The organism is Kitasatospora sp. NPDC036993, from assembly GCF_055607525.1.
In genome coordinates this window covers 367,595-392,542 of sequence record NZ_JBVJRP010000002.1, presented here as the reverse complement: position 1 = coordinate 392,542, position 24,948 = coordinate 367,595, and the positions used below count along the sequence as shown (strand labels likewise).

Annotated in this window: 21 protein-coding genes and 1 pseudogene; 9 read left to right on the top strand and 13 right to left on the bottom strand. The window is 74.1% G+C overall.

All coding sequences use genetic code 11. The features are described from left to right. Window positions 1-3 precede the first annotated feature (3 nt). Window positions 4-1,092 carry a FecCD family ABC transporter permease gene (locus ACZ7C5_RS05150; RefSeq protein WP_470322004.1) on the top strand — a complete coding sequence of 363 codons (1,089 nt, stop codon included), beginning with the start codon at window positions 4-6 and terminating at the stop codon, window positions 1,090-1,092. Next, window positions 1,089-1,886 (top strand): ABC transporter ATP-binding protein, encoded by a 798-nt coding sequence (locus ACZ7C5_RS05145; protein ID WP_401084762.1) that lies wholly within the window; start codon window positions 1,089-1,091, stop codon window positions 1,884-1,886. Before ACZ7C5_RS05150 ends, ACZ7C5_RS05145 begins: the two co-directional genes overlap by 4 nt. Before the next feature lie 18 nt (window positions 1,887-1,904). On the opposite strand, the gene ACZ7C5_RS05140 is transcribed toward ACZ7C5_RS05145, so the two are convergent. The 4 genes from ACZ7C5_RS05140 to ACZ7C5_RS05125 all read right to left on the bottom strand — a co-directional run bounded on the left by ACZ7C5_RS05140 (window position 1,905) and on the right by ACZ7C5_RS05125 (window position 6,749). Next, complete coding sequence (locus ACZ7C5_RS05140) at window positions 1,905-2,969, bottom strand: L-tyrosine/L-tryptophan isonitrile synthase family protein (protein ID WP_470322003.1); 1,065 nt, start codon at window positions 2,967-2,969, stop codon at window positions 1,905-1,907. A gap of 92 nt (window positions 2,970-3,061) precedes the next feature. Next, window positions 3,062-4,375 carry a cytochrome P450 family protein gene (locus tag ACZ7C5_RS05135; protein WP_470322002.1) on the bottom strand — a complete coding sequence of 438 codons (1,314 nt, stop codon included), beginning with the start codon at window positions 4,373-4,375 and terminating at the stop codon, window positions 3,062-3,064. A gap of 104 nt (window positions 4,376-4,479) precedes the next feature. Further along, window positions 4,480-5,859, bottom strand: coding sequence for an MFS transporter (locus ACZ7C5_RS05130; protein WP_470322001.1), 1,380 nt, complete (start codon window positions 5,857-5,859; stop codon window positions 4,480-4,482). Between the two features lie 326 nt (window positions 5,860-6,185). Further along, complete coding sequence (locus ACZ7C5_RS05125; RefSeq protein WP_401084753.1) at window positions 6,186-6,749, bottom strand: sigma-70 family RNA polymerase sigma factor; 564 nt, start codon at window positions 6,747-6,749, stop codon at window positions 6,186-6,188. An 85-nt stretch (window positions 6,750-6,834) separates the two neighbouring features. On the opposite strand from ACZ7C5_RS05125, the gene ACZ7C5_RS05120 reads away from it, so the two are divergent. Then, on the top strand, window positions 6,835-7,086 hold the full coding sequence (locus ACZ7C5_RS05120; RefSeq protein ID WP_401084750.1) for a zf-HC2 domain-containing protein: 252 nt from the start codon (window positions 6,835-6,837) through the stop codon (window positions 7,084-7,086). Between the two features lie 322 nt (window positions 7,087-7,408). Here ACZ7C5_RS05120 and ACZ7C5_RS05115 read toward each other — a convergent pair whose 3' ends face one another. After that, a complete protein-coding gene (locus tag ACZ7C5_RS05115) occupies window positions 7,409-8,335 on the bottom strand; it encodes a hypothetical protein (RefSeq protein WP_470322000.1) in 927 nt (308 codons plus the stop codon). Window positions 8,336-9,022: 687 nt separating this feature from the next. Here ACZ7C5_RS05115 and ACZ7C5_RS05110 point away from each other — a divergent pair. Beyond that, a pseudogene (locus ACZ7C5_RS05110) lies at window positions 9,023-10,237 on the top strand (cytochrome P450); the annotation flags it as partial. Between the two features lie 90 nt (window positions 10,238-10,327). On the opposite strand, the gene ACZ7C5_RS05105 reads toward ACZ7C5_RS05110, so the two are convergent. After that, complete coding sequence (locus tag ACZ7C5_RS05105) at window positions 10,328-11,014, bottom strand: MBL fold metallo-hydrolase (protein ID WP_401085287.1); 687 nt, start codon at window positions 11,012-11,014, stop codon at window positions 10,328-10,330. A 79-nt stretch (window positions 11,015-11,093) separates the two neighbouring features. After that, the gene (locus tag ACZ7C5_RS05100) at window positions 11,094-11,552 is read right to left on the bottom strand and encodes an Lrp/AsnC family transcriptional regulator (protein WP_188300731.1); all 459 of its coding nucleotides are present in this window, start codon (window positions 11,550-11,552) and stop codon (window positions 11,094-11,096) included. Between the two features lie 203 nt (window positions 11,553-11,755). On the opposite strand from ACZ7C5_RS05100, the gene ACZ7C5_RS05095 reads away from it, so the two are divergent. The 3 genes from ACZ7C5_RS05095 to ACZ7C5_RS05085 all read left to right on the top strand — a co-directional run bounded on the left by ACZ7C5_RS05095 (window position 11,756) and on the right by ACZ7C5_RS05085 (window position 14,629). Then, window positions 11,756-12,385 carry a LysE family translocator gene (locus tag ACZ7C5_RS05095; RefSeq protein ID WP_188300730.1) on the top strand — a complete coding sequence of 210 codons (630 nt, stop codon included), beginning with the start codon at window positions 11,756-11,758 and terminating at the stop codon, window positions 12,383-12,385. 223 nt (window positions 12,386-12,608) lie between these two features. Continuing rightward, the gene (locus ACZ7C5_RS05090; RefSeq protein ID WP_470321999.1) at window positions 12,609-13,946 is read left to right on the top strand and encodes a CoA transferase; all 1,338 of its coding nucleotides are present in this window, start codon (window positions 12,609-12,611) and stop codon (window positions 13,944-13,946) included. Window positions 13,947-13,993: 47 nt separating this feature from the next. Beyond that, a complete protein-coding gene (locus tag ACZ7C5_RS05085; RefSeq protein ID WP_401084735.1) occupies window positions 13,994-14,629 on the top strand; it encodes a DUF6461 domain-containing protein in 636 nt (211 codons plus the stop codon). 40 nt (window positions 14,630-14,669) lie between these two features. Here ACZ7C5_RS05085 and ACZ7C5_RS05080 read toward each other — a convergent pair whose 3' ends face one another. After that, window positions 14,670-15,269 (bottom strand): HdeD family acid-resistance protein, encoded by a 600-nt coding sequence (locus ACZ7C5_RS05080; RefSeq protein ID WP_188300727.1) that lies wholly within the window; start codon window positions 15,267-15,269, stop codon window positions 14,670-14,672. A gap of 244 nt (window positions 15,270-15,513) precedes the next feature. On the opposite strand from ACZ7C5_RS05080, the gene ACZ7C5_RS05075 reads away from it, so the two are divergent. Further along, on the top strand, window positions 15,514-17,334 hold the full coding sequence (locus ACZ7C5_RS05075) for an NAD-binding protein (protein WP_401084731.1): 1,821 nt from the start codon (window positions 15,514-15,516) through the stop codon (window positions 17,332-17,334). 127 nt (window positions 17,335-17,461) lie between these two features. Here the strand turns inward: ACZ7C5_RS05075 and ACZ7C5_RS05070 are convergent, their stop codons facing one another. The 5 genes from ACZ7C5_RS05070 to ACZ7C5_RS05050 all read right to left on the bottom strand — a co-directional run bounded on the left by ACZ7C5_RS05070 (window position 17,462) and on the right by ACZ7C5_RS05050 (window position 24,074). Beyond that, a complete protein-coding gene (locus tag ACZ7C5_RS05070) occupies window positions 17,462-18,247 on the bottom strand; it encodes an enoyl-CoA hydratase (protein ID WP_401084728.1) in 786 nt (261 codons plus the stop codon). Window positions 18,248-18,404: 157 nt separating this feature from the next. Continuing rightward, window positions 18,405-21,119, bottom strand: a complete 2,715-nt coding sequence (gene aceE, locus ACZ7C5_RS05065) for a pyruvate dehydrogenase (acetyl-transferring), homodimeric type (protein ID WP_401084726.1) — start codon at window positions 21,117-21,119, stop codon at window positions 18,405-18,407. A 210-nt stretch (window positions 21,120-21,329) separates the two neighbouring features. Further along, window positions 21,330-22,022: a GntR family transcriptional regulator gene (locus ACZ7C5_RS05060; protein WP_470321998.1), complete on the bottom strand. Its 693-nt coding sequence runs from the start codon at window positions 22,020-22,022 to the stop codon at window positions 21,330-21,332. Between the two features lie 40 nt (window positions 22,023-22,062). Beyond that, on the bottom strand, window positions 22,063-23,166 hold the full coding sequence (locus tag ACZ7C5_RS05055) for an enoyl-CoA hydratase/isomerase family protein (protein ID WP_401084720.1): 1,104 nt from the start codon (window positions 23,164-23,166) through the stop codon (window positions 22,063-22,065). Window positions 23,167-23,384: 218 nt separating this feature from the next. Next, window positions 23,385-24,074, bottom strand: a complete 690-nt coding sequence (locus tag ACZ7C5_RS05050) for a TetR/AcrR family transcriptional regulator (RefSeq protein WP_470321997.1) — start codon at window positions 24,072-24,074, stop codon at window positions 23,385-23,387. 99 nt (window positions 24,075-24,173) lie between these two features. Between ACZ7C5_RS05050 and ACZ7C5_RS05045 the strand changes: the two genes are divergently transcribed. Then, window positions 24,174-24,944: an SDR family oxidoreductase gene (locus ACZ7C5_RS05045; RefSeq protein ID WP_401084715.1), complete on the top strand. Its 771-nt coding sequence runs from the start codon at window positions 24,174-24,176 to the stop codon at window positions 24,942-24,944. Window positions 24,945-24,948: the final 4 nt, after the last annotated feature.

Below are 24,948 nucleotides of genomic sequence, written 5' to 3'. Positions count from 1 at the left end.
AGCGTGACTTCGGCCATTCTCCGGAAGGAGCGCGGCGAAGCCCGCCCGGCCCGCAGTCTGCGGGCCGGGCCGCTGGCCGCCGTCCTCGCCGCCGCCCTGGTGCTCGCGCTGACCGCCGCCGTCTCGCTCGGCTCGGTGGACATCCCGCCCGGTGAAGTCTGGTCGGTGGTCGCCCGCCGGCTCACCGGGCATTCCCCCGAACCCGGCACCCGTGACCTCATCGTCTGGCAACTACGCGTCCCACGAGCCCTGTTGGCGGCCGTGGTGGGTGCCGGACTCGGCCTGGTCGGCACCGCCGTACAGGCCCTGGTCCGCAATCCGCTCGCCGACCCCTACCTGCTCGGCATCTCCTCCGGCGCCTCGCTCGGCGCGGTCGCCGCCATCGTCCTCGGCACCACCTTCGGACTCCAGCTCTCGTTCGGCAGCGCGTTCGGCCTCACCGTCTCCCTGGCGGCGTTCGCCGGCGCGCTCGCCGCGTTCTCGCTGGTCTGGCTGATGGCCCGGCGCGGCGGCGGCTTCTCCCCGCTGCGCCTGGTCCTCGCGGGCATCGGCATTGCCCAGTTCCTCGGCGGACTCACCAGCTATCTGGTCCTCCAGACCAGCGACGAGCAGCAGACCCGGGGCGTGCTGTTCTGGCTGATGGGCAGCCTCGGCGGCGCGGTCTGGGCCCAACTCGCCGTCCCCGCCGTCGCGGTGGCCCTCGGACTGGCCCTGCTCCAGTCCCGCGCCCGGGGGCTCAACGCGATGCTGATGGGCGACGAGACGGCCGCCGGGCTGGGCGTGGACGTTCCCCGGCTGCGCCGCGAGGTCTTCGTCGTCACCAGCGTGCTCACCGGGGTGCTGGTCGCGGTGTCCGGTGCGATCGGATTCGTCGGGCTGATGGTGCCGCACGTCTGCCGGCTGCTGCTCGGCGGCGACCACCGGCGGCTGCTGCCGCTGTCCGCGCTCACCGGGGCGCTGCTGCTGGTCGTCGTCGACACGGTGGCCCGCACCGCCCTGGACGGCCAGGAGCTGCCGATCGGCGTGGTCACCGCCGTCCTCGGCGCCCCCACCCTGCTGTACCTGCTGGACCGACGACTGGAGCGCAGTTGAGGATCGCCGTCGAGGACCTGAGCGTCGCCCTGGCCGGCCGGACGGTGCTGGCCGGGGCCAACCTGATCGCCGAGGAGGGGGAGATCGCCGGACTGGTCGGGCCCAACGGCAGCGGCAAGTCCAGCCTGCTGCGCACCGTCTACCGGCACCTGCGGCCGAGCGCAGGACGGGTGCTGCTGGCCGGCCGGGACCTGGCGGAGCTGCGGCCCGCACAGTCCGCCCGGCACATCGGGGCACTGCCCCAGGAGCGCGGCGGGGACTTCGAGTTGAGCGTCCGCGAGGTGGTCGCGATGGGCCGCACGCCCTACAAGCGGGCCTTCGCCGCCGACGACGCCGAGGACCACCGGATCACCGCGGGGGCGCTGGACCGGGTCGGCATGACCGGGGCCGCCGACCGCAGGTTCGCCCAACTGTCCGGCGGTGAACGGCAACGGGTCCTGCTGGCCAGGGCGCTCGCCCAGCAGCCGGACGTCCTGGTGCTGGACGAGCCGACCAACCACCTGGACGTCCGGCACCAGGTCGAACTGCTCGCCCTGCTCAGAGAACAGCGCCGCACCACCCTGGTCGCCCTGCACGACCTCAACGCCGCGGCCTCGGTCTGCGACCGGCTGCACGTCCTGCACGACGGCGCCCTGGTGGCCTCCGGGACGCCGCGCGAGGTGCTGACCGCCGAACTTCTGGCCCGGGTCTTCGGGGTGCGGGCGGCGGTGGTCGAACACCCGCTCACCGGCGATCCGTTGATCGCCTTCGACCACCGCAGCCCGGCGGCGCCGGTGTCCGCCGCCGGGCCCTAGCCGCAGGAGGCCTGGGCCTCAGCGGCCTCGTCCCCGGCGGTTCTCGTCCTGCTTCTCGTCGTGGGTCTCTTCCCGGTGGCTTTCGTAGTGGCTCGGCCGGTCGTCGCGCAGGACCAGCCGGCCGAGTCGCGCGGCCTCGTCGTTGCGCAGCAACTCCGCTCCGCCGTCCGTGCGGTGGAGCACCGCGGAGTGCCAGGGTGTGGTCCAGGCGTCGGCTGCCGCCAGCAGCCGGATGCCGAACTTCGAGGCCCCGGCCGGCTGCGGGTGGATGGAGAGCCGGACGGCGCGCGGGTGGTGCTCGGCGATCAACTCGCCCCAGGCGCGGCTGCGCTGGATCACGCCGTAGGCGCGGCGGCGGCACTCCCGCTGGAGGGCGGAGCGGGTGCCGGTGAAGCCGGTGCTGTCCTCGGCGAGGAAGCGGGTGATGCCCCGGTAGAGCCGCAGGGTCTCCTCCTCGGTCAGCACCTGCTCGCGCAACTCCTCGACGCCGGGCGCGTACTGGGCGTGCACCCGGGCGCGCTTCTCGTCGTACGGGAGGTCGCCGAGGACGGCCCGCAGGTCGAAGGTGTCGAGGCGGGTCAGGCCCTCGCGGGCGATCATCGCGGTCAGGGCGTCCGAGTAGGCGTCTATGTGGTCGTCCGGGACGTTGATCAGGTCGCCGAAGATGTGTCCGTCCGAGCAGATCAGGATGCGCGCGCCGGGTGCGTACAGACGGCCGATCCCGGCGCAGAGCCCGTCGAGGAAGGTCAGCGACAGCCGTTCGCCCTCGTCGGGCAGGTGGCCGAGCACCTTCGCCGGGTTCGGCGACTTGCAGGGGAAGCCGGGCAGGGTGAGGACGATCGGCTCACCGGCGGCGATGAAGTCCGCCAACTGGGCGAGCTGGAGCGGGAAGTGCTCAGGCCGGGCATCGAACTCCGGGTCGGCGGCGCGACGGTGCGGCAGCAGCAGACCGAGGACGCGGGCGGCGAGCCGCTCGGCCGAGGGGCGGTCCTCGGGAGTGGGGGCGCCGATGGCGGGAGCGCCGATGAAGGGAGTGGTGGCGGCGGGGGCGGTGGCGGTGGGAGCGGTGCCGACGGGCGGCATGGTGGTTCCTCCACGGGAAGGTGGTGCGGTGCGGGCTGCGGGCGGGCGTTGCCGGGTGACGGCGGTGGCGACGGCGGGTCGTCGCCCGGGGGTCAGCGGCGGCGGTCGTAGGCGACCGGCAGCCGGTTCACCCCGCGTGCCAGGACGGCGGGAACCCACACCAGGTCCGCGAGGCCGTCGCCGGGCGCCTCGGCCGGGCGGAGACCCGGCAGCCGGGTGAGCAGGGTGGCGAGGGCGATCTGGAGCTCGGCCCTGGCCAGCGCGGCGCCGGGGCAGAAGTGGATGCCGTGGCCGAAGGCCAGGTGGGCGTTGGGGGTGCGGTCGAGGTCGAGGCGGTCGGCCTCGGAGAACTGCGCGTCGTCGCGGTTGGCGGCGCAGAGCGAGACGATCACCGAGTCGCCGGCCGGGACGGCGGTGCCGAACAGGTCGCTGTCCTCGGCGAAGAACCGCCAGGTGGTGAGCTCGAACGCGGCGTCGTGGCGCAGCAGTTCCTCCACCGCCCGGGCGAGCCGGCCGAGCTCCTCGACGCCCTCGCGCAGCCTGGCGAGCTCTTCGGGGTGACGCAGCAGGGTGACCAGCATGGTGGTGATCTGGTTGGTGACCGGCTCCTGCCCGGCCACCAGCAGCTGGAACACCATCGAGTCGAGCTCCGCGCGGCTCAACTCGCCCGCGTCGTGGGCGGCGACGAGCCGGCCCAGCAGGTCCTCGTCGGCGGGCCGACCGGAGGCCGGGCGGTCGGCGCGCTTGTGGTCGACGACGTCGGCGATGTACGTCTGGAGGCCGCGCAGCCGCGCCTCGTACGCCGGGCGGCCGGGGTCCTGCGGGCCGACCGGCTGGACCACCTTGCCCCAGTCCCGGTCGAAGCGCTCCGCCAACTCGGGTGGCAGGCCGATGACTTCGGCGAGCACCCGGAAGGGGTAGTGGGCCGCGAAGCCGGCCACCAGGTCGGCGCCGCCGGACTCCGGCAGCTCGTCCACCAGGGCGTCGGCCAGCTCCCGGAACCGGGGGCGCAGCGACTCCACCCGGCGCGGGGCGAAGGCGTCCAGGACGAGCCGGCGCATCGACGTGTGCTTGGGCGGGTCCTGGTGGAGCAGGTGGACCTGGAGCTGTGAGTGCTGCGGCTCGGGCATGATCGAGGCGAGCCGGCGCCAGTCGGCGTTGCCCAGCGCGTGGTTCTTGCCCAGGCGGGGGTCGTTGAGGGCGGCGTGGGCGGCCCGGTAGCCGGTGACCAGCCAGGCGTGGATGCCGCTGGGGAACTCCACCCGGTGCACCGGACCGGCCTCCCGCATCCGCTGGTAGAGCGGGTACGGGTCGCGCTTGTAGTCCGGGCCGTACAGCGGGACGGGGGAGGGGAGCCGGTCGTATCCGTACGGGCAGCGCGGCGTGTCGGGGGCGGTCTCGGTCATCTGGGGTGATCCTTCGGCGGTGCGGGTGCGGGTGCGGGTGCGGGTGCGGGTGCGGGTGCGGGTGTGTTCGGGGAGCCGGGGGCGCGGGGTGCGGGCCGTCGGAGTCAGCCGCGGTCGCCGCTGCGGCGGTACAGGACGAGCAGGACGACCGCCGTCGCCGCGACCAGGGCGGCCAGGGCGATGCCGGCGCGCGTCCCGGTGGTGGTGCGGTCACCGGTCAGGGCGGCGGCGGTGGCGAGGGCCGGACCGAGCGCGAAGCCGAGGCTGCGGGCGAGCTGGACGGCGGACCCGGCGGTGGCGAGCTTCCCCGGCGGGGAGGCGGACATCACCAGGGCCTGGGTGGGACCGCCGTTGAGGCCCATCCCGGCACCGGCCAGGGCGAGTCGCGCGGCGATGTCGAGGGCGGACCATTGGGTGTCCAGCGGGACGAGCAGGGCCAGGCCGAGAGTGGTGACGGCGGCGCCGGTGAGCGCGGTCGGGCGGGCGCCCCAGCGGTCGGCCAGCCGTCCGCCGACCCGGCCGGCCAGCACCATGCCGAGCGGGAAGGCCAGCATGGTGAGCGCGGTGGCGGTGGCGCTCTCGCCCCGGGCGCCGCGCAGGTGCTGGGCGAGCAGGTAGTGGCAGGCCGCGAAGCCGGCGGCGAGCGCCAGCACCGAGGCGTTGACCCCGGCGGTCCCGGCGACTCGCAGCACCTCGGCCACCGGTCGGCCGCCGGGGCGGCGCAGCCAGCCCAGCACCAGTGGGACGGCGGGCAGCGTGAGCAGCAGCCACTGCGGCCCCCTGGGCGCCAGGGTGAGGCCGAGCAGGACGGCGGCCACCGCGGTGCCGATCAGCACGGCGTCACCGAGCGCGGCCCGGTCGGGCGGCCGTAGCCCGCCATGGCGCGGGGCATGGCGCCACACGATCAGGACGGCGGCCAGGCAGACCGGCAGTTTGACCAGGAAGACCGCCCGCCAGCCGAGGTGGTCCAGCAGCAGACCGCCGATGACCGGCCCGGTGACGGCGCCGAGCGGGCCGAGCGTCGCGGGCACGCTCATCGCCCGGCCGCGCAGCCCGGGCCGGACGGAGGTCGCGGCGAGTACCGGCATCAGGACGAAGAGCACGGCCCCGAAGGCGCCTTGGAGCATCCGGGCCGCGATCAGCCAGCCGGCCCAGGGGGCGCAGGCGGCCAGCACGCTGCACGTGGCGAAGCAGCCGACCGCGAGCAGCAGGGCCGAGCGGGTGCCGACCTGGTCCAGCCATCGACCGGCGGGCAACAGCAGGGCGACCAGAGGGAGTTGGTAGCCCAAGGCGGCCCACTGGGCGACTCCGGGGGAGACGTGCAGGCCGGCCGAGATGTCGGTGAGCGCGAGGTTGACCACGTTCATGTCGAGCATCGCGACGAACGACAGCAGGCCGGCCGCGACCACCAGGCTCCAGCGGTCGGCCGGGTGCTGCCGGTTGTCTGTCAGGGAAGCGGCGGCCTGGTTCGGATGCGCTGCCATGAAGTCCCTCCGTCTCCCGTGCTGCTGTACCGGACACCGCCTCGGCGGCGGGGTCCGGTACAGCAGTCGGGGGCTCGGGGGCTCCGGTTCCGAACACGTGGGGGAATTTTTCGGGGAGGCGGGGCGGGGGCGGGGCAGGCGACTGACAGCTTTCAGCGAACAGATGACAGATTTCGAAGTCTGTCATCTGTTCGCTGTCTGCTATTCGTCGTCAGCCGTCAGCCGTCAGCCGTCAGCCGTCAGCCGTCAGCCGTCAGCCGTCAGCCGTCAGCCGTCAGCCGTCGGCCGTCGGCTGACCGCCGGTGCCCGTCCCGTGGCCCTCATGCTCAGCAGGCGGTCGCGAGTTCCCCGGTCTCGGCGGCACGCAGACGCGCCACCAGTTCCTCCCGGGCCCGGGCGACCCGGGACCGGACGGTCCCGACGGGGCAGCCGGCGACCTCGGCCGCCTCGGCATAGCTCAGGCCGACCACCTGCGTCAGCACGAAGGCCTCCCGCCGCTGAGCGGGCACCCGGTCGAGCAGGTCGCCGAGCGCGATGCCGTCCTCGAACCCGGCCGACGGTGCGCCGCCCTGCCGTTCCGCAGCCTCCTGCCAGTCCGGCAGCGCCGCGCAGCGCGGCCGGGCGGCGGCCATCCGGTACCGGTCGATCACCGTGCGCCGGGCGATCGACAGCAGCCAGGTACGGGCCGAGGAGCGCCCCGCGAACGCGGGCAGGCCTCGCAGCGCGCGCAGGAACGTCTCCTGCGCGAGGTCGTCGGCGGACTGCACGTCGGTCAGATGGGCGACGAAGCGCCAGACGTCCCGCTGGGTCGCCCGGACGAAGGCCTCGACGTCCGCCGCCCGTCCGGCGCGGGCGGTCAGTGCCAGTGCGGTGAGCTGTTCGTCATCCACGGCAGCCCCCGACCGGACGGCCCCCGACCAGGCGGCGCTCGACCCGACCGGGCCTGCCGTCGAGGTCATGCGGGACGATGGGCATATGAAATGCGTGCAATTTCGTACCGCTCTGTCCGCCCGGCTCGACGGCGAACCGAGCGGCCTGCCGGAGGCCCGGCTGGACAAGCACGTCGCGCGCTGCACCGGCTGCCAGGAGTGGCTGGCCCGGGCCGAACGGCTGCGCCGGCAGGTGCGGTCGGGCACCGCAGACGGGCCGTCGCCCGAGTGGTCGGCCCGGCTGCTGGCCCGGCTGGGCGAGGAGCGGCCCGGAGTTCAGGCCCCCGCGGAGCGCTAGCCGCGGTCGGCACGGTCGGGACGCCGTGGGCAGGGGGAACGGCAGGACGGTGGCGCCGGCCGGAGCCGGTGCGCCGTCGAATTCAGGCATGGGAAGGTCCCGGGGGAAGGCTGGGAACGGCACCGCGCAGCGCGGCACCGTCGGCGTCCGTGGGCAGCCGCGCGGCACGCCGGAATCCCCTGGGGAGGCACGGGTGGCGCGCGGGGGCCCGCACCCCGGCGGCGCGACGGCGCAAGGCGCGGCCGTACCCCGGGGCGACCTGCCCGTCGCGCGCGTCCCGGCGGCCGGAGGCGGCCAGGGTGCGGGAACAGCGGCGGGCGCGTCAGCAGGCGAGGGCGAACGCCGGAGGCCCGCGCCGGACCACGGCGTGGGTCAGCAGCACCGACAGCGGCGGCCGGGCCCGGTCGTCGGCCGGTCGGGGCGGCGCAGGGGCCCGGCAGCCGAAGGGGCGCGCGAACAGCGCCAGCAGTGGGAGCAGCAGCGCCCCCGCGACCACCGCGCCGAGTGCGCCGAGCAGCTCGAAGAGCCGGACCAGCGCCGCGTCACCGCGCCAGAGCAGGAGCGCGCACGCCAGCGCGGCGAGCACGTGGGCGGCGGTCATCCCCGGCGACATGCCGTGGGACATTCCGTGCGCCACGTCGTGCGCCGTCTCGTGCGCCGGTCCGCCGGCCAGGCTCTGCCCCGCGTCGTACGACCCGCCGCCGTGGAACGTCCCGTCGGGCATCACGTGCGGCCCGGAGGGCATCCCCGCCATGCCGGTCATCCCGGGCAGGCCCTGGTCCACGGCCGTTGCGCCCGGGGCGCCGTGATGCATTCCCGCCGTGGGCCGCAGGCCGCCGGTGGTCGGCGGGACGTCCGGGTCGATGCCCGCCATCCGCGCCAGTTCGACCGGGGAGAGCCCGCCGGTCGCCCGGTCGGGGTTGCACAGCAGCAGGGCGGCCCAGTCGGTGCCGGCGAGCCGGCCGAGGCCGCCGCCCCCTCGGGAGAGCGCCCCGGCCTGTTCGAACAACTGGTGCAGCACGGTCTGCGCCACGACCATCCAGAGGCTGATCACCCCGAGTCCGCGCCGCTTCCCGGCGAGCAGCCAGGTCAGCCCGAGGACCGCCCCGAAAGCCCCGGCCAGCACCGATGGGGTGACCCCGGACCCGGCCATGGCGACGTGCGCGGTGGCGGCCATCGCCACGCACAGCGCGGCGAAGACCACGGCGCGCAGCAGGCGGATCCGGTCGGTCATCACGATGGCACTCATCGTCGCACCCGCCCCGCCGGGCCCGGACCGCACCCTCCGGTGATGGCCGGATCCGTTCCGTGAGAACATGCCCGCCCGCCCGGGCCGCAGCGCTCCGGACCGCCGTCGGTGCGGGTGCGCCGGCCCGCCGCGCCGACCGGCATGCAGACCGGAACAACCGCTCGTACGACCATCGGGGCGGTTTGACAGCGCGCATCATTCGCTCACTAAATGTGCATCATCGCGTACGGTGCGTATCGGAACGGCGCCGTCAAGAAGCAGAGAGGTCCCGCCTTGGAGACCCCGACGGATACCTCGGCGCCCACGGCCGACATTGCCGAGCCCGCCGCCACCGCGCAGCCGACCGTCCCAGCACAGGCGACGGCCCCGGAGCCGGCGACCGCCCCGGCGAAGGCCGAGGGCCGCGAGGAGCCGGCCGAGTCGGCCGAGCCGACCCCGGCCGCCGATGTGTCCGAGCCCGCCGAGCCCGCCGAGGCTGCCGAGGCGTCCGAGCCCGCGGATGAATCCGAGGTGTCCCAGCCCGCCGACGCATCCGACGCATCCGATGCGTCCGAACCCGCTGATGCAGCCGAGGCCGCTGACGCCTCCCAACCCGCCACCGCGCCCGAGCCCGCCACCGCGCCCGAGCCCGCCACCGCGCCCGAGCCCGCCACCGCGCCCGAGCCCGCCACCGCGCCCGAGCCCGCCGACCTCGCCGACCCCCGTTTCTGGCAGCTGCCCGCCGCCGACCGCGCCGCAGCCTTCGAGGAGCTGCGCCGCCGTCCCGGCCCGGTGTTCTTCGGTGACCGCGCTACCGGACGGGGTTTCCACGCGTTGGTCCGCCACGCCGACGTGGTCGAGGCCAGCCGGACCCCCGCCGTCTTCCTCAGCGGGCCCGGCGTGACCACGCCCGCCCCGGCCCGCTGGGTCCGGCTGCTGTTCGGCGACTCGATGGTCAACCTGGACGACCCCCGCCACGCCCAGCTGCGCCGGATCGTCTCGCGGGCCTTCACCCCGCGGCTGCTCGACCGGGTCGAGGAGGACGTCCGGCGGATCAGCACCGAGCTGGTCGACCGGATCGAGCGGGAGCGGCCGGAGGACTTCGTGAGCGCGGTCGCCGCCGAGCTCCCGTTCCAGGTGATCTGCACCATGATGGGCATTCCCGAGCGGACGCGCCGCGCCATCCTCGACCTGGTCAACCGCAGCTCCGAGGACATCGGGGTGGCCCGCCCGCTGCGCCGCCGGTTCCGGGCACCGGGGCGGGGGCTGCGGGCCCTCGGCCGGATGCAGGGCATCGTCGCCGGGATCGGCCGCGAGCGCCGTCGCCGACCGGAGGAGGACCTGATCTCCGCGCTGGTCACCGCCGACCTGGACGGCCGCCGGCTCACCGGGCGCGAGCTGGGCGCCTTCTTCAGCCTGCTGCTGGTCGCCGGGGTCGAGACCACCCGCAACGCGCTGGCCCACGGCCTGCACCTGCTGACCGTCCACCCCGAGCAGCGCGCCCTGCTGCTCGACGACCTCGACGGGCGGCTCGGCGGTGCGGTGGACGAGATGATCCGTCACGCCACGCCGATCATCCAGTTCAACCGGACCCTCGCCGTCGACCACGAGCTGGGCGGCACCGGCGGCACCCTGCTGCGGGCGGGGGAGAAGGTCGCGCTGTTCTACGGCTCGGCCAACCGGGACGAAGTGGTGTTCCCCGACCCGGACGCCTTCGACATCACCCGCACGCCCAACCCGCACCTCGGCTTCGGCGGCGGCGGTCCGCACTACTGCCTCGGCGCGCACCTGGCCCAGCAGGAGATGACGGCGCTCTTCCGCGAGCTCTTCACCCGGCTGCCCGAGGCACGGTCGGTCGGCGAGCCGCAGCTCGTCCCGTCCAGCTTCGACCACCGGGTCCGCTCGCTGCGCTTCACCTTCTGAACCCGTCTGTTCCGAACCGACTGTTCCGAACCACCTGGACCTGCTGAACCGGTGGAACCTTCCACACGGCCGGCCCCGGTGGGTCCGCCGCTAGTCGGCCGGTTCCCAGACCGCGTGGTCGTGCGCGAAGAGCACCCGGCGCGGCCCGTACTCCGCGACCCGGTCGAGCCAGGTCCGGTAGCCGGGCAGCGGCGCGGCCACGCCCTCGCGCGCCGCCCGCCGGGCGAGCACCGCCTGCCCGTACTCGGAGGCGAAGTCGTACGCCTGCCCGGCCAGCAGGACCGGCCCGCCGCCCGGGCGGTCCACCAGCACCGACTGGTGGCCCCCGGTGTGGCCGGGCGTGGGCAGCACCCGGACGCCGGGCCAGACCTCCGCCTCGCCGTCGAGTTCGCGGTGCTCGGCGCCGGGGAAGTCGACCAGCGCGTCGATGGTGTACCCGCCGTTCCTGGCGGCGGCCAGCTCGGCGGCCTGGGCGAGGACTGGCGTGCCGGCGAACAGCGGGTTGCCGCCGCAGTGGTCGAAGTGCAGGTGGCAGTTGACCACCAGGTCGATGTCGGCGACGGCGACCCCGGCCGCGGCGAGCGCCTCCGGCAGCGGGCGGCGGACCGGACGGTAGTGCGCCTCGGTCTCCGGCTCGCCGCCGCCGATCCCGGTGTCGAAGAGCAGCAGTCCCTCCGGACGCCGGACCAGGTAGGCGAGCACCGGCTCCACGCGCGGCTCCGGGCCGCCCGTCTCGCCGGCCGGCCGGACGAAGTACCCCAGGTCGAGACGGCGGATCACGCGCAATTCAGCCCCCCACGTCGCAGTGCGTCGCTCTGCCCTCGTACGGGCGGCCGTGCGGGCCCCCGTTCGCACCCTACCCGCCGACCGGCAGCCCCCGGTCGGCCTTCACCTGCTTCATCGTCAGGTGCGAGTTGACCTGCGCGATGCCCGGCAGACCGGACAGCACGTCGGTGATGAAGCGCTCGTACGCGGCGATGTCGGCCACCGCGATCCGCAGCAGGTAGTCGGGCTCGCCGAACAGGCGGTGCGCCTCCACCACCTCCGGCAGCTCGGCCACCCGGCGCTCGAACTCGGCGACCGTCATCTGGTCCTCGTGACGCATGGTGATTGTCACGAAGGGCTGGAAGCCGCGCCCGACCGCGGCGCCGTCCAGCATCGCGCGGTAGCCGCGGATCACGCCGTCCTGCTCCAGCTGGCGCACCCGGCGCAGGCAGGGGGAGGGGGTGAGGTCGACCCGGGAGGCCAGTTCGGCGTTGGTCAGCCGCCCGTCCTGCTGGAGCTCGCGGAGGATTCTGCGGTCGATTCGGTCCATGGCGCAACATTCTGCCAAAACGCCGCTCCGACCAGCAGGAAGTGGCCATCGCGTGCCAGTCGGATCCGGCTACCTTCAGTGACCGAACCGGCCGTCGGGACGCCCTGGCCAGCTGCCGGGACCCCCGGCAGACCGCCGGAACGCCCCCGGCCGCCGCGCCGGGTCCCACACCGTGACGAGCACGACAGGCCACGCCCACGCCCATGGACACCCACGCCCTCCTCCTCTTCCTCGGAGTCGACCTGCTCCTGGTCTGCACTCCGGGCCCAGACTGGCTCTACATCGCCGCCCGCGGCCTCGGCCAGGGACGGCGCGCCGCGCTGATCGCGGTCGGCGGGGTCTGCGCCGGGTACGCCGTCCACACCCTGCTCTCCAGCGCCGGACTGGCCGCCGCGCTGCGCGCCGTCCCGGCCGCCCTGCCCGTGCTGCGACTGACCGGCGCCGCGTACCTGCTGGTGCTGGCCGTCATGATGCTGCTGGCGCTGCGCAAGGGCGGGGGCGCCGCCGCCCTGACCGCGCCCAAGCCGCAGCCCACCGCGACGGTGCTGCGCCAGAGCGTGCTGACCGCGCTGCTCAACCCCAAGGGGCTGCTGCTCTACCTCTCCCTGGTGCCGCAGTTCGTCGACCCGGACGCCGCACTGCCGGTCGGCGGGCAGGTGCTCGCGCTCGGCTCGCTCAACGTGTTGGCCTGCGCGGTGGTGTACGGGCTGGTCGCCCACGCCAGCGGGCGCCTCGGCGGGCGGTTCGGCGGCACCCCGCAGGCGGCCCGCCGGATGACGATGGTCTCGGCGGTACTGCTGATGCTGGTGGCGGGCGTCACGGCGAGCGCCTGAGAAGGGGAGCACAATGCCGGGCATGACCGATCGTCCGTTGCCCGCAGGAACCGTAGGAACCGCAGGAACCGTAGGAACCGCAGGACCTACTGGACCCACAGGAGCCCCTGGAGTCCCTGGGACGCCTGGAACTTCTGGAACTCCCGGGCCCGCCGCAGCCGCCGACCGCCCCACCGCCCACGCCTGGGCGGCCCTCGGCGGACCGGCCGGACTGCTGGAGCGGGTGACCTTCCACGGCCCGGACGACGTCCTGCCCTCCGGTCTCCCGGTGCGCCGGCTCGCCCGGGCGACGGTGGCGGTCTGCTCACTGGCCGCCGCCGAACTCGCCGCCCACCGTGGCGGTGCGCCCGTTCCCGCCGTCCGGGTGGACCAGGGCGCGGTCGCCACCGCCTTCGTCAGCGAGCGGCACCTGGCGATCGACGGCCGTACGCCTGTCGGTTTCGCCCCGCACTCCGGCTTCTGGCGCACCGCGGACGGCTGGGTGCGGACCCACGCCAACTACCCGCACCACCGCACCCGGCTGCTCTCCGCCCTCGGCCTCGCCTCCGACGCCGGGCCCGAGCAGCTCGCCGAGGTGCTCCGCGGACTGCCGGCCGAGCAGATCCAGGAGCGCGCGTACGAGGCAGGGGCGCTCGCGGTGGCCGTCGCGCCGGTGAGCCCGGCCGTACACCCCCTGGTGGAGCACCGGGAGATCGGTGCCGCGGCCGGGTCCGCACCGGTGCGCCCGCTCGGCGAGGCTCCCGTGGACCGGCCCGCCGCCGGGATCCGGGTCCTCGACCTCACCCGGGTGATCGCCGGACCGGTCGCCACCCGCACCCTCGCCCTGCTGGGCGCCGACGTCCTGCGCATCGACTCGCCCCGGCTGCCCGAGGCCGAGGACGCCCACGCGGACACCGGCTTCGGCAAGCGCTCCACCCGCCTCGACCTCGCCGAGCCGGCCGACCACGCGGTCTTCGAGGAACTCCTCGCCACCGCGGACGTCGTGGTCAGCGGCTACCGCCCCGGCAGCCTCGACGCCCACGGCCTGGGCCCCGGGGCCCTGTTCGCCCGCCGCCCGGACCTGATCCTCGCCCAGCTCTGCGCCTGGGGCTGGACCGGCCCCTGGGCCGGTCGGAGGGGCTTCGACAGCCTGGTCCAGGCGGGTGTCGGCATCGCCGCCCACGAGGCGGCCCACGAGGCGGCCCACGACTCCGGCGCGGACGGCCGCCCCGGCGTGCTGCCCGCCCAGGCGCTCGACCACGGGACCGGCTACCTCGTCGCCGCCGCCGTCCTGCGCGCGCTCACCGACCAGCGCACCCACCGCCCCGGTGGCCGCCACCTGCGCTTCTCCCTCGCCGGCACGGCCTCCTGGCTGCTGCACGGCATCGAACCGGAGGCGGAACCGGAAGTGCCGCAGGGAGTCCCGTCCGGGCCGTACGACCCCTCCCAGTGGCTGACCGAGACCGACTCCGCGTACGGGCGGCTGCGCCACGCCCTGCCGCCGATCGGCTACGAGGGCGCGCCGGCCGACTGGTCGCGCCCGCCCGGGCGCTGGGGGACGGACGAGCCGGTCTGGCTCTGACGTGCCCGGGTGACCCGCTGTCCGAGGGGTCTGGCAGCATCACCGCCATGACCGCACACGCCACCGACTACACCTGGTTCGAGGCGCGCTACCCGGGCCTGGCCGAGGCCTACTGCCTCACCCGGGTCCAGGGGCTCACGCCCGACGAGCTGCTGCGCCGCTTCGACGCCCTGCCGGGGAGCGACGCCGTGGGCCTGGAAGCGGTGACGGCCCGCTCGGAGGCCTACGAGGACGGGGCGGACGCGGAGGCCGGGGCGCTGTTCGACCCGGCCGAGGACCGGTTGCTCGTCGCGGTCACCGAACTCGACGGCTGGGCCCTCGCGATCGAGCCCTACGGCTACCTCGGCGTCCTGGACACGGTGATCCCCCGGCTCGGCGAGGGCACCCGGCTGGTCTCGCACTTCCGCGACGTCAACGCCGCGGACCACTTCCACTGGTGGGAGCACGGCACTCGGCGGCTCCACTTCGAGCCGCTCTTCCCCGACCAGCGGGACGGTACGGACGCCGAGGCTCCCGGTATCCCCGAGCTGCTGACCGCCTGCGGTTTCGAGCTGGAGACGGAGGAGCACGACCTGTGCGGCGAGGCCGCGTTCGCGCTCGCCGAGCGGCTGACCGACGCCCGGCTCAGCCCGGAGCGCCTGGAGGCCGCCACCTACCGGATCGGCTACGCGCCGCGCCCGTGACGCCTCCGGTATGGGGTGGGCAGCCTTCGGGAGGCGCCGGTCAGACCCCCGCCGGGATCCGCTTGGCCCGGCCGCGCACCTGCACCGCCGTGACGATCTCGACCAGGCCCAGGATCACCAGCCAGCAGCCGGCCAGCACGGTCAGCGCGGAGATCGACCCGACCGGCCACACCATCAGCAGCACGCCGGCCAGGGTGTTGGCCACGCCCGCGAAGGCCTGCCAGCCGCGGGCGGGCATCAGCGGGTCGGAGATCGCGGCGGCGAGCTGGGTGATGCCGCGGAACAGCCAGCCGATCCCGATCCAGAGCGCGAGCAGCAGCAGCGACTGCACGGCGCTGCGGAAGCAGAGCAGCCCCAGCAGGACGCAGATCGCGCCGCTGATGAAGGCCAGCACCCGCAGTGCGGTGGTGGAGTGGGTGCCGAACGCGGCGACCAGCTGCACGATGCCGATCACCAGCAGGTAGAGGCCGAACAGCACGCCCACCACCAGGAGCGTCTGCCGGGGCCAGGCGAAGACCACGATTCCGAGGGCGAGCGAGGCGAGTCCGGCGACCAGCAGGACCTGCCAGGCGGCCTTGGCGAGCAGTCCGAGCGGGCCCTGGACCGGGGCACCGTCGGGAGTGATGATCGGAGGGGCCACGGTGGCGTACTCCTCGGGCTGGCGCCGGGCGACGGATGACGTGCCGACCGTGTGATGCCGCGACGGCCGGTGTGGGGCGTCGGGTCACGATCGGTGTCGGGTCGCCCGGCTGGCGGGCAGGGAACGAACCCCAGCCTCCGCGCGTCACCGCCGGACCGCGCGTCGGGTTCGGCCGTTCGGGGGATTCTCCTCGGTCACCGGAACGACATCCCCCGGACATTCTCCGTCGATACCGTCTGTCGGTATGACTTCTGAAGGGTGGGGGACCCCTCCGGTCGAGCCGATCAGCCAGCACTACATCGTCTGCGGGGGCAACGCGCTGGCCCACCGACTGGTTCGGGAACTCGTCGAGCACTACGAGGTCCCGGTCGTCGTCCTGGTCGCCGACCGAACCCGCGACCACGCGCCGCAGATCGAGCAACTCACCGGCGTCGCCGCGGTCGTGGAGTACGCCAGCGTCACCGAGGAGGCGCTGCGCGCGGTGTCCATCGGCACCGCGCGCGGCCTCGCCCTGGTCGAGGGGAGCGACCAGGAGAACATCCACACCGCGCTCAGCGCCCAGAACCACAACCCGGACATCCGCATCGTGTTCCGGATGTTCAACCAGCGGCTCGGCGAGAACATCGAACGGCTGCTCAAGAACGGTGCCGCGCTCTCCGGTTCCGCCACCGCCGCCCCGGCCTTCGCCTCCGCGGCGCTCGGACGGCCCAACTCGGTGGAGATCGAGGGACGCTACCTGCACATCGCGTTCGACGACGACATCACCGCCGACCGGATCTGCGTGGTCGCCGACCAGATCGACCGGCAGGACGTCGGCAGGATCAGGCTGCTGCCCGAACAGCAGGGCGATTCGGCCGAATTCGTCCGGCTCGCCAGCGAGTTCGGCGACGACGGGCCGATCCGTCCCGGCACCGTACGGCGCGAACCGGTACCGCAGGCCGACCCGGCCCCGGAGGAGGAGTCGGGCGGCCGTGCGGCGCTCCAGGTGCTGCGGATCGAGCCCCGGGAGCCGACCGACTGGAAACGGCGGCTGCGCTGGCGGGTGCTCGACACCATGCGCTTCTTCACCAGTGCCCGGATGAGGCTGGTGCTGCTCACCGCCTTCGCGGCGGTGCTGCTGGCCTTCGGGGTGCTCTGGTACCTCAACCGGAACTTCGGCTGGACCGTCTACATCGCACTGCTCGACCTGGCCGGCGCCGCCCAGCCGGACCAGCTCGCCGACATCTCCTCGGGGTCGGGCACCGGCGGGTTCTGGCAGCGGGTCGCACAGGTGGTGATCACCGTCTGCGGGATCACCTTCGCGCCGGTCGCCACCGCCATCGCGGTCGAGGTGCTGGGCTCCGGGCGGCGCGGGCAGCCGCGCAACCCGGGGGCGGGCACCCGGGACCACGTGATCGTCGTCGGTCTCGGCAACGTGGGCACCCGGGTGGCGACCCAACTGCACGACATGGGCGTACCGGTGGTCTGCATGGAGCGGGACCCGCAGGCCCGCGGCATCGCCGCCGTACGGGCGCTCGGGATTCCGGTGGTGCTGGGCGACGGCCCGTTCGAGCAGCAGCTGCGCCGGGCCAGGCTGAAGCACAGCCGGGCACTGGTCGCGGTCAGCGGGGACGACGCCACCAACCTGGAGGCGGCCCTGGAGGCGCGCCACGGCAATCCCGAAGTCCGGGTGGTGGTGCGGCTGTTCGAGGACGACTTCGCGAGCCACTTCTACCGGACGCTGGACAACGCGGCCTCCCGGTCGGTGTCCTACCTGGCCGCGCCCGCGTTCGCGGCGGCGCTGATGGGGCGCGAGGTGCGCGGAACACTGTCGGTGCTCCGGCACGTGCTGCTGATCGCCGAGCTGAAGGCGGAGGACGGCAGCCGGCTGATCGGGCTTAACCGGCATGACCTGGAGGATCCGGGCGGGGTCCGGGTGATCGCGGTGCGCTTCGCCCACGGTGGGCAGTTGCAGTGGAACTTCCCCGACCGCACCCGGCGGCTCGCCCCGGGCGACCAGATCGTGGTCGCCGCCACCCGCAGCGGGCTCGCCCGGCTGAACACGGTGGCGGTGGGGGAGGGGTGAACTCGGCTGACAGCTGACAGCTGACAGCCGACACCTGGCAGAGGCCGGAAAACAGAAAACAGAGTTCAGCTGACAGATTTCAACATCTGAAATCTGTCAGCTGAACTCTGTCTGCCGTCCCGCGCCGTCAGCGGTTCTGGAACTCCGGCGGGCGCTTCTCGGCGAAGGCCGCCATGCCCTCCTTCTGGTCCGCCGTGGCGAAGGCGGCGTGGAAGAGCCGGCGCTCGAAGCGGACGCCCTCGGCCAGGGTGGTCTCGAAGGCGCGGTTGACGCTCTCCTTCATCATGACCGCCGCCGGGGTGGACATCGCCGCGATGGTCCCGGCGGTGGCCAGCGCCTCGGTGAGGAGTTGGTCCGCCGGGACGATCCGGGAGACCAGTCCGGCCCGTTCGGCCTCCTCTGCGCCCATCATCCGACCGGTCAGGCACAGCTCCATCGCCTTCGCCTTGCCGATCGCCCGGGTGAGCCGCTGCGAGCCGCCGATGCCGGGGATCACCCCGAGCTTGATCTCCGGCTGCCCGAACTTCGCGGTGTCCGCCGCCAGCAGCACGTCGCAGAGCATCGCCAGCTCGCAGCCGCCGCCCAGCGCGAACCCGGCCACCGCCGCGACCACCGGCTTGCGCAGCGCGCCGATCCGGTCCCACGGGCCCAGCCAGTCGTCCAGGTAGACGTCAGGGAACCTGTTGCCCTGCATCTCCTTGATGTCGGCGCCGGCCGCGAAGGCCTTCTCCGAGCCGGTGATCACCAGACAGCCGATCTCCGGGTCCCGGTCGAAGGCGGTCGCGGCGGCGACGACCTCGTTCATCAGCCGGGTGTTCAGCGCGTTGAGCGCCTTGGGCCGGTTGAGCGTGATCAGCCCCACCCGGCCCCTGCGCTCGACCAGGATCGTCTCGTAGGTCTCGGTCTCGGTCATCGCCGTCGACTCCCATTTCCGCTGCTCGGCGCCCGCGGGCGCGCCCTGACCACCCAACGATCTACGACGCGCCCCGCCTCGCGCCAGTCTTGGTATGCGAGACGCCGGTCACCAGGTGCCGGAGGCGGGGGCGATGGGAGGGGCGGAGCCGGGCCGGTCAGAACCGGACGCCGTACCGCTCCGCCGCCCGCCGTACGGTCTCCGCGTCGACCTCGCCCCGGCGGGCCAGCGAGGCGAGCGCCGCGACCGTCACCGACTCGGCGTCCACCCCGAAGTGCCGCCGGGCCGCCGCCCGGCTGTCCGAGAGGCCGAAGCCGTCGGTGCCCAGCGAGGTCCAGTCCTGTTCCACCCACGGGCGGATCTGGTCCGGCACCGCGCGCATCCAGTCGCTGACCGCCAGCACCGGCCCGGGCGCCCCGGCCAGCGCCCGGGTCACGTACGGGACGCGGCCCGCCGCCCCGGTGCCGGCCGCGGCCCGCGCCAGGGCGTCCGCGTCGCAGTCCAGCGCCTCGCGGCGCAGCTCCGTCCAGGACGGCGCGGACCAGATGTCGGCCGCCACACCCCACTCCTCGCCGAGCAGCCGCTGCGCCGCCAGGGCCCAGCGCACGGCGGTGCCGGAGGCGAGCAGTTGGAGCCGCGGCGCGGCGGCGGGCAGGGCGGCGGCGTCCGCCGTGCGGTAGCGGTAGAGGCCGCGCAGGATGCCGTCCACGACCCCCTCGCCGTCCGGGAGCGCGGGCTGCGGCAGCGGCTCGTTGTAGACGGTGAGGTAGTAGAACACGTCCTCGCCCTGCGGGTGCTGCTCGTCGGCGCCGTACATCCGGCGCAGTCCCTCGCGGACGACCACAGCGACCTCGTAGCCGAACGCCGGGTCGTAGGAGAGTGCGGCCGGGTTGGTGGAGGCGATCAACTGGGAGTGCCCGTCGGCGTGTTGAAGGCCCTCGCCGGTCATGGTCGTCCGGCCGGCGGTGGCGCCGATCAGGAAGCCTCGGCCCAACTGGTCGCCCAGCGCCCACATCTGGTCGGCGGTGCGCTGCCAGCCGAACATCGAGTAGAAGATGTAGAACGGGATGACCGGCTCGCCGTGGGTGGCGTACGCGGTCGCGGCGGCGGTCAGCGATGCCATCGAGCCGGCTTCGGTGATGCCCTCGTTGAGGATCTGGCCGGTCGCCGACTCCTTGTAGTGGAGCAGCTGGTCACGGTCGACCGGGTCGTAGGTCTGCCCCAGTGGTGAGTAGATGCCCGCGCTCGGGAAGAGCGACTCCATGCCGAAGGTACGTGCCTCGTCCGGGACGATCGGCACCCAGCGCCGGCCGGTCTCCTTGTCCCGCATCAGGTCCTTGACCAGTCGGACGAAGGCCGTCGTGGTGGCGATCTCCTGCCCGCCGGAGCCCTTGAACAGCGCCTCGAAGGGCTTGGCGGGCAGGTCGGGCAGCGGGGTGAAGCGCACTCGGCGGGCGGGCGCCGGTCCGCCCAGCGCGGCGCGGCGCTCGCGCAGGTAACGGACCTCGGGGGAGTCCGGTCCCGGGTGCGCGTACGGCGGCATCCTGTCGTTCAACGCACTGTCGGGGATGGGGAGTCCGAGAAGGTCGCGCATCGCCCTGAACTCCGCGCCGGAGAGCTTCTTCATCTGGTGGTTGGCGTTGCGGGACTCGAAGCCGGGGCCGAGCGTCCAGCCCTTGACGGTCTGCACCAGTACGACCGTGGGCGCGCCCCGGTGCTCCAGCGCCGCGCGGTAGGCCGCGTACACCTTGCGCGGCTCGTGGCCGCCGCGGGAGGTGGCGACGGTCTCGACCAGCCGCCGGTCGTCCACGGTGTCGGCGAGCGCCCGCAGTTCGGGGGAGCCGTGGAAGAGGTGCGCGCGGATGTACGCGGCGTCCGAGGCGGCGTAGGTCTGGAACTGTCCGTCCGGCACCTCGCCCAGCCGGCGGACCAGCGCGCCCGTGGTGTCGCGGGCCAGCAGCTCGTCCCAGGCCTCGCCCCAGAGCGACTTGACCACGTTCCAGCCGGCCGCGCGGAACCGGCGTTCCAGCTCCCGCACGATCCTGCCGTTGCCGCGCACCGGCCCGTCCAGGCGCTGCAGGTTGCAGTTGACCACGAAGGTGAGGTTGTCCAGCTGCTCGCGGGCGGCCAGGCCCAGGGCGGCGGTGGCCTCCGGCTCGTCCATCTCGCCGTCGCCGAGGAAGGCCCAGACGTGCGAGCCGGAGGTGTCCTTGATCCCGCGCGCGGTCAGGTACCGGTTGAACCGGGCCTGGTGGATCGCCGAGAGCGGTCCGAGGCCCATCGAGACGGTCGGGAACTCCCAGAACCAGGGCAGCCGGCGCGGGTGCGGGTACGAGGGCAGGCCGTCGCCGCCGGCCTCCTGGCGGAAGCGGTCCAGCCGGGCCTCGGAGATCCGGCCCTCCAGGAACGCCCGGGCGTAGACGCCGGGGGCGGCGTGGCCCTGGACGTAGAGCTGGTCACCGGAGCCGTCGGCCTCCTTGCCGCGGAAGAAGTGCTGGAAGCCGACCTCGTACAGCCAGGCGGCGGAGGCGTAGGTGGCCATGTGCCCGCCCAGGCCGCCGCGGTGGTTGCCCCTGGTCACCATGGCGGCGGCGTTCCAGCGGTTCCAGGCGGTGATCCGGCGCTCCATCTCCTCGTCGCCGGGGAACTCGGGTTCGGCGGCGCCGGGGATGGTGTTGACGTACGGGGTGTCCAGCAGCGGAGGGATGTCGAGCCGGCGCAGTTCGGCGTGCTCGACGAGGCGGCGCAGCAGGTGGGCGGCGCGGTCGGGGCCACCGAAGTCGCGGGCGGCGTCGAGGGACGCGCGCCACTCCGAGGTCTCCTCGGGGTCTGGGTCTGGCAGCTGGTCGAGCTGGGACACGGGCTGGGACACGGTGGATTCCCCTTTGCGGTGCGCTTCAGGTGTTCATTCCGGGATGCGGAATGACATTCCTCTCCATGGAATTATTTGGACGGTAAGGAGCACTCTGGTGGCGCGTCAAGCGATACTGGCGAGTAATTTGAGAGATGATCGATCATCTTTGTGCGAACATTATCGATGAAGGGAAGGAGAACCCGCGAGGTGGACGGCTGCGTGGAGGGTTCAGTCGGAGTGCCGGGCGTCCTCGTCCTGCGCGCTCCCGCGTCGGGCGTACTCCAGGACGTGCTCGGCCAGCAGCCGGCCGGCCTCCGGGTCCTGCCGCCGGAACGCCTCGATCAGCGGCTGGTGGTCGGCGGCGTTCTCGTGCAGCTCGGGCCGGACCCGGTGCAGCGAGAGCACCGTCCACACCTCGACCCCGAGACCCTCCCAGGTCCGCAACAGCGTCCCGTTGCCGGAGGCGGCCACGATCTCGCGGTGGAAGGCCACCCCGTGCCGGGCCTGGCCGAGCGCGTCGCCCGCCGCCGCCGCGGCCGCCATCCGCTCGGCGTGCCGCTCCAGGGCGGTGGTGTCGCCGGCCAGCCGGACCACCGCGGACTCGGCGGCCAGCCGCTCCAGCGAGGCCCGCACCTGGTAGACCTCCAGCAGTTCGGCCGGGCCGATCTCGCGCACCCGCACGCCCCGGTTGGGCTCGGCGTCGAGCAGCCCGAGAGTCCCGAGCGCCCGCAGCGCCTCCCTGACCGGCGCCTGGCTGACCTTCAGCTCGACGGCCAGGCGCCGCTCGACGATCCGGTCGCCGGGCTGCCAGCGGCCGTTCAGCAGGCCCTCCAGCAGCAGCCCGCGCACCTGCTCGCCCAGCGGGACCCTGGACAGCGGGTCGGTTTCCCCGGCCGGGGGCGGCGGGACCGGGTGGTTCATGGCGGGCTCCAGGTGTGCCGGTGGGAGGTCGGGGGCCGGATCAGGCGAGGCCCGGTGCGTCGCCCTCGCGCGGCGCGAGGCCAAGTTCATCACCCTCGCGTGGCGCGAAGGAGCGGGCGACGTCCGCCTCCGTCACCTCGGCGAGCGTGCCGGGCCTCCAGCGGGGGCTGCGGTCCTTGTCGATCACCTGCGCGCGGATGCCCTCGACCATGTCGTGGCTCTCCAGCGCGGCGCAGGAGATCCGGTACTCCTGGTCGAGCACGGCCTCCAGCGAGGGGAGCGTGCGGGCGCGGCGCAGCGCGGCCAGGGTGGTCTTGACGGCGGTGGGGGAGTTCGCCAGGACGGCTTCGGCGGCCTCCTTGGCCTCCGGGACACCGGAGTCCAGCAGCCGGTCGACGATCTCCTCGACCGTGTCGGCCGCGTAGCAGGAGTCGATCCACGGGCGCTGGGCGGCCAGCGCGGCGGGCGGCGCGGGCTCGGCGTGCGCGGCGACGAGGGCGGCGATCCCGGCGGTGGTGCTGCCGGCCGTCGCGGCGGTGGTCCGGCCCAGGGCTTCGAGCAGCCCGGGGATGCGCGATGAGGGCACGAAGTGGTCCGCGAACCCGCAGAGCAGGGCGTCGCCCGGGCCCATCGAGGCCGCGGTGAGCCCGAGGTGGGTGCCCAACTCGCCCGGGGCGTGGGCGAGCAGGCGGCTGCCGCCGACGTCCGGGGCGATGCCGATCCGGGTCTCGGGCATCGCGACCGTGGAGCGCTCGGTGACGATCCGCACCGCGCCGTGGGCGGACACGCCGACGCCGCCGCCCATGGTGATGCCGTCCAGCACCGCGACGTACGGCTTCGGGTAGCGGGCGATCAGCGCGTTCAGCCGGTACTCGTCGCGGAAGAACGCCCGGGTGCCGGCCCCGCCCGTCTTGGCGTCGTCGTGCATCGCCCGGATGTCGCCGCCCGCGCACAGGCCGCGCTCGCCCGCGCCGGTCAGGACGACGGCGCGTATCCGGTCGTCCGCGGCCCAGTCGTCCAGGGTGGCGCGCAGGGCGGTGACCATGCCGTGGGTCAGCGAGTTGAGCGCCCGCGGACGGTCCAGTACGAGCCGTCCGACGCCGCCGTCCAGGAAGGCCCGGACCTCCGCCACCTCTGTGCTCATCGGGTCCCGCTCCCGTCCCTCGGTGATGCCGACGTCCGTCGGAGCCTGCCGGTGTCCACCGGGCTCCGTGGCCGTCCGCTGTCCGTACCCGCCGGTTCCGCCGTTCCTCCTGGCCCCGGCCGGATTCCGCGGTCCACCGTACCGGGGGAGGCGGGCGGTTGTGATCACCGGGCCGGGGGTGGGGCGGGCCGGGGGAGAGCCGGGGTGTGCGGCCCGGCTCAGGGCCAGGCGCGCAGGGCGAGTTCGGCGATGCGGGTCAGGTCGGCGGTGGTGGCGCCGTCCCTGGCCTGCTGGGACATTCCCTGGAGGACCGTGCCGAAGTAGCCGGCCAGTGTCTTCGGATCGGCCTCGGGCGGCAGCTCGCCGTCCTGCCGGGCCCGGTGCAGCCGCTCCTCGAAGGTCCGCAGGTTCCCGTTGCGCAGCTCGCGCAGCCGGTCCTGGATGCCGGCGTCCTGCGGGGTGACGTTGGTGGCCGCGGAGATCATCAGGCAGCCGGCCGGGTGCGACGGGTCGGCGTAGACGGCGGCGGCCTCGCGCAGGATGCGGGCGAAGGCGTCGTGCGCGGTGGGTTCCTCCTCCAGCGCGACGGTCACGAACGCGCCGACGGGGGAGCGGCCGTACCGGCGGACGACCTCCTCGAACAGCGACTCCTTGTCGCCGAAGGCCGCGTACAGGCTGCCGGGGCGGATGCCCATGGCGGAGGTGAGGTCGGTGACCGAGGTGGCTTCGTAGCCGTGCTGCCAGAAGAGCCGGGTGGCCGCGGTGAGCACCTCGTCCCGGTCGAAGGCCGGCGGGCGGCCGCGTCGGGGGGCCGATGCGGGGGCCGGCGTGGGGGCCGATGTGGGGGTCGGCGTGGGGGCGGTCGCCCCGCCTTCCGGTGCTGCTTTCGCCTTCTGCGCCGCTGTCATGCGCTGAATTTTAGAGCACTCACTCAAGAAATGTGTGCTAGCTTCTTTTTTGAGCGATCGCTCAATAACTATCGGGATGCAGCAGAAGGGGGCTCAGCCATGGGCGCGTACGGACTTCAGGGCAGGACGGCGCTGGTCACGGGCGGCAGCAGGGGGATCGGCCGGGCCATCGCCCGCCGGCTCGGGCGGGACGGCGCCACCGTCGCCGTCGGGTACGCCCGGGACGAGGCGGCCGCGGAGGAGGTGGTCGCGGGCATCCGCGCCGACGGCGGGCGGGCCTTCGCGTTGCCCTCCGCGCTCGGGAGGTACGGTGACGCCGTCGCGCTGTGGGAGGCCTTCGACGAGCGGATAAGCGGGCACGCGCCCACCGGAGGCGTCGACATCATCGTGAACAACGCCGGGATCGGACGCAGCTCCGACCTCGCGGGCCTGACGGAGGAGGAGTTCGACGAGGTCTTCGCGGTCAATGTCCGCGCGCCGTTCTTCATCGTCAAGCACGGGCTGGAGCGGCTGCGCGACGGCGGTCGGATCATCAACGTCTCCAGCGGCCTGGCCCGGATGGCGATGCCGGAGATCATGGCCTACGGCGCGACCAAGGGCGCCCTGGACACCTTCTCGCTCAACCTGGCCCAGCAGCTCGGGTCGCGCGGGATCACCGTCAACTCCGTGGCGCCCGGGATCATCGACACCGACCTCAACGCGGGCTGGCTGGCCGACCCGGAGGCGAGGGCGCAGGCGGCCGCGCTCGCCGCGCTCGGCCGGGTCGGGGCGCCGGAGGACATCGCGGACATCGTCGCCTTCCTCGCCTCGGACGACGCGCGGTGGATGACCGGGCGCGTGGTCGATGCCACCGGAGGCTCCCGGTTGTAGGCAG

Bases quoted from the DNA above. Each gene is read 5' to 3' on its own strand.
- ACZ7C5_RS05140 (WP_470322003.1), bottom strand. From the start codon at position 2,969: ATGCCGCCCGTCGGCACCGCTCCCACCGCCACCGCCCCCGCCGCCACC.
- ACZ7C5_RS05120 (WP_401084750.1), top strand. From the start codon at position 6,835: ATGAAATGCGTGCAATTTCGTACCGCTCTGTCCGCCCGGCTCGACGGC.
- ACZ7C5_RS05095 (WP_188300730.1), top strand. From the start codon at position 11,756: ATGGACACCCACGCCCTCCTCCTCTTCCTCGGAGTCGACCTGCTCCTG.
- ACZ7C5_RS05045 (WP_401084715.1), top strand. From the start codon at position 24,174: ATGGGCGCGTACGGACTTCAGGGCAGGACGGCGCTGGTCACGGGCGGC.
- ACZ7C5_RS05070 (WP_401084728.1), bottom strand. From the start codon at position 18,247: ATGACCGAGACCGAGACCTACGAGACGATCCTGGTCGAGCGCAGGGGC.
- ACZ7C5_RS05100 (WP_188300731.1), bottom strand. From the start codon at position 11,552: ATGGACCGAATCGACCGCAGAATCCTCCGCGAGCTCCAGCAGGACGGG.
- ACZ7C5_RS05115 (WP_470322000.1), bottom strand. From the start codon at position 8,335: ATGAGTGCCATCGTGATGACCGACCGGATCCGCCTGCTGCGCGCCGTG.
- ACZ7C5_RS05075 (WP_401084731.1), top strand. From the start codon at position 15,514: ATGACTTCTGAAGGGTGGGGGACCCCTCCGGTCGAGCCGATCAGCCAG.
- ACZ7C5_RS05085 (WP_401084735.1), top strand. From the start codon at position 13,994: ATGACCGCACACGCCACCGACTACACCTGGTTCGAGGCGCGCTACCCG.
- ACZ7C5_RS05060 (WP_470321998.1), bottom strand. From the start codon at position 22,022: ATGAACCACCCGGTCCCGCCGCCCCCGGCCGGGGAAACCGACCCGCTG.
- ACZ7C5_RS05055 (WP_401084720.1), bottom strand. From the start codon at position 23,166: ATGAGCACAGAGGTGGCGGAGGTCCGGGCCTTCCTGGACGGCGGCGTC.
- ACZ7C5_RS05130 (WP_470322001.1), bottom strand. From the start codon at position 5,859: ATGGCAGCGCATCCGAACCAGGCCGCCGCTTCCCTGACAGACAACCGG.
- ACZ7C5_RS05050 (WP_470321997.1), bottom strand. From the start codon at position 24,074: ATGACAGCGGCGCAGAAGGCGAAAGCAGCACCGGAAGGCGGGGCGACC.
- ACZ7C5_RS05135 (WP_470322002.1), bottom strand. From the start codon at position 4,375: ATGACCGAGACCGCCCCCGACACGCCGCGCTGCCCGTACGGATACGAC.